We start from the raw sequence: 1,660 nt of genomic DNA, 5'->3' as shown, positions 1-1,660 counted from the left end.
CAAGAACCTCATGACCCACAACACCTAGGCGCGGGGCGGCGCGACCTGCGACACAGACCTGCGACACAATGGGCCCATGACTGAGACCCCCCAGAGCTCGTCCGGCCAGAGCCGGGACGAGATCCTCGCCCGCCTCGAGGAGATCTACGCGAACGACCCCGCGGTGCGCGAGCACGGCGTCACCCTCGGCGAGGTGGCCGAGGGGCGCGTGGTGCTGCACCGCGACGTCACCGCGGACATGGTGAACTCCCACGAGATCTGCCACGGCGGCTTCCTGTTCCACCTCGCGGACTCGGCGCTGGCGTACTGCGTGGCGACCTTCGGCGCCGCCCCCGTCACCCGGCGCGCCGAGATCACCTACGTGGCGCCCGCCAGGCTCGGCGCGCACCTCGTGGCGACCGCCCGCCAGTCGGTGGAGTTCGGCCGCGACCGCATGATCGAGGTCGGCATCGAGGCGGACGGCCAGCTCGTCGCCTGGTTCACCGGCCACTCCACGAGCCCGCGGGTGCACGCGTGAGCGCCGGGCAGGACGCGACGACGGCCGGGCCGGTCGTCGAGTCGGTGGAGCTGCACGTGGCCGCGGGGGCGGAGGCGGCGTTCGAGGCCGCCGTCGCCGAGGCCGAGCCGCTGTTCCGGGACAAGGGCGCGACGTCCTTCGCGCTGTCCCGGCAGGTGGAGGACCCGGCGCGCTACCGGCTGCTGATCGGCTGGCGCACGCTCGAGGACCACACCGTGGCCTTCCGCGAGTCCGACGCGTTCCTCGCGTGGCGGGCGCTCGTCACCCCGCACCTGGCGCAGCCGCCGGCCGCGACCCACTGGTCCGCCGTCTGACCCCCGCGCCCCCCGCTCTCGTTCGGGAAACGGCGGTCCCCGGCGCGTTTTCGTTCGAGAAACGGCGCGAGGGCCGACCGTTTCCCGAACGAAAGTGCCCGACACGCCGCCGTTTCCCGAACGAAAGTGCCGACTGAGACGCGGTCGGTTCAGAGGTGACGGCCGGCCAACCGCGTGAGGCTCGACTGGATGCCCCGCCCGTTGTCCGCCGGCACCCGCAGCAGCTCGTACGCGCGGCGCACGGCCGGCCGGGCCCACGAGTAGTCGAAGGTCTCGGTGACCTCGGTGGTGCCGTCCCCGTTGTCCCGGAACGCCCAGCGCCACCGGTGTCCGCCCGGGTGGGCCCACTCCACGAGCTCGTCCTCGTCCACGGCGGTGGCGGTCAGCGTCATCGTGTACGGCACCCCGTACTTTCGCATGGCCACGCGGAACCGGTCGCCCACGGCCAGCCGGTGCGGCCCGCTCACCTTCGGCCGCACGGTCCCGGATCCGTCCGCCTCGTGATGGCGGTGCGGGTCCGCGAGCATCGCCCACAGCTCGTGCGCCGGCGCGGCCACGGTGACCCGGTAGGACACCTGGTGCTCGCCGGTCTCCACGCGCTCGGGCCACGCCGCCTGCGGGGCGGCCTGCGGCAGCCCGGACGACGACGGCGCGGCGGCGGACTCGGTCTCGGGGGTGGCGGACGAGGGGGTCGGCTCGGTGCTCATGCCGCCCAGTCTAGGAACCGCCGCGGACACCGGAAGCGGAGGCGACGGCACCCCTCGGCGGGACACCACAGGACTCTTGCCGGGGGCCCGCCCCGGGCCTAGGTGTTGTGGGTCATGAGGTT

Annotated in this window: 3 protein-coding genes; 2 read left to right on the top strand and 1 reads right to left on the bottom strand. The window is 73.7% G+C overall.

All coding sequences use genetic code 11. The features are described 5' to 3' along the window. Window positions 1–76 precede the first annotated feature (76 nt). The gene (locus tag HMPREF3105_RS10285) at window positions 77–517 is read left to right on the top strand and encodes a hotdog fold thioesterase (protein WP_020624653.1); all 441 of its coding nucleotides are present in this window, start codon (window positions 77–79) and stop codon (window positions 515–517) included. Next, window positions 514–831, top strand: coding sequence for a putative quinol monooxygenase (locus HMPREF3105_RS10280; protein ID WP_020624654.1), 318 nt, complete (start codon window positions 514–516; stop codon window positions 829–831). Before HMPREF3105_RS10285 ends, HMPREF3105_RS10280 begins: the two co-directional genes overlap by 4 nt. A gap of 149 nt (window positions 832–980) precedes the next feature. On the opposite strand, the gene HMPREF3105_RS10275 is transcribed toward HMPREF3105_RS10280, so the two are convergent. Beyond that, on the bottom strand, window positions 981–1,538 hold the full coding sequence (locus HMPREF3105_RS10275) for an SRPBCC family protein (RefSeq protein WP_020624655.1): 558 nt from the start codon (window positions 1,536–1,538) through the stop codon (window positions 981–983). Window positions 1,539–1,660: the final 122 nt, after the last annotated feature.

Origin of the sequence: Micrococcus sp. HMSC31B01 (assembly GCF_001816085.1) — a bacterium.
GTDB classification, from domain to species: domain Bacteria; phylum Actinomycetota; class Actinomycetes; order Actinomycetales; family Micrococcaceae; genus Micrococcus; species Micrococcus luteus.
The sequence above is the reverse complement of the archived record's forward strand: the minus strand, read 5'-3'. Positions and strand labels throughout refer to the sequence as shown.

Bases quoted from the DNA above. Each gene is read 5' to 3' on its own strand.
- HMPREF3105_RS10285 (WP_020624653.1), top strand. From the start codon at position 77: ATGACTGAGACCCCCCAGAGCTCGTCCGGCCAGAGCCGGGACGAGATC.
- HMPREF3105_RS10275 (WP_020624655.1), bottom strand. From the start codon at position 1,538: ATGAGCACCGAGCCGACCCCCTCGTCCGCCACCCCCGAGACCGAGTCC.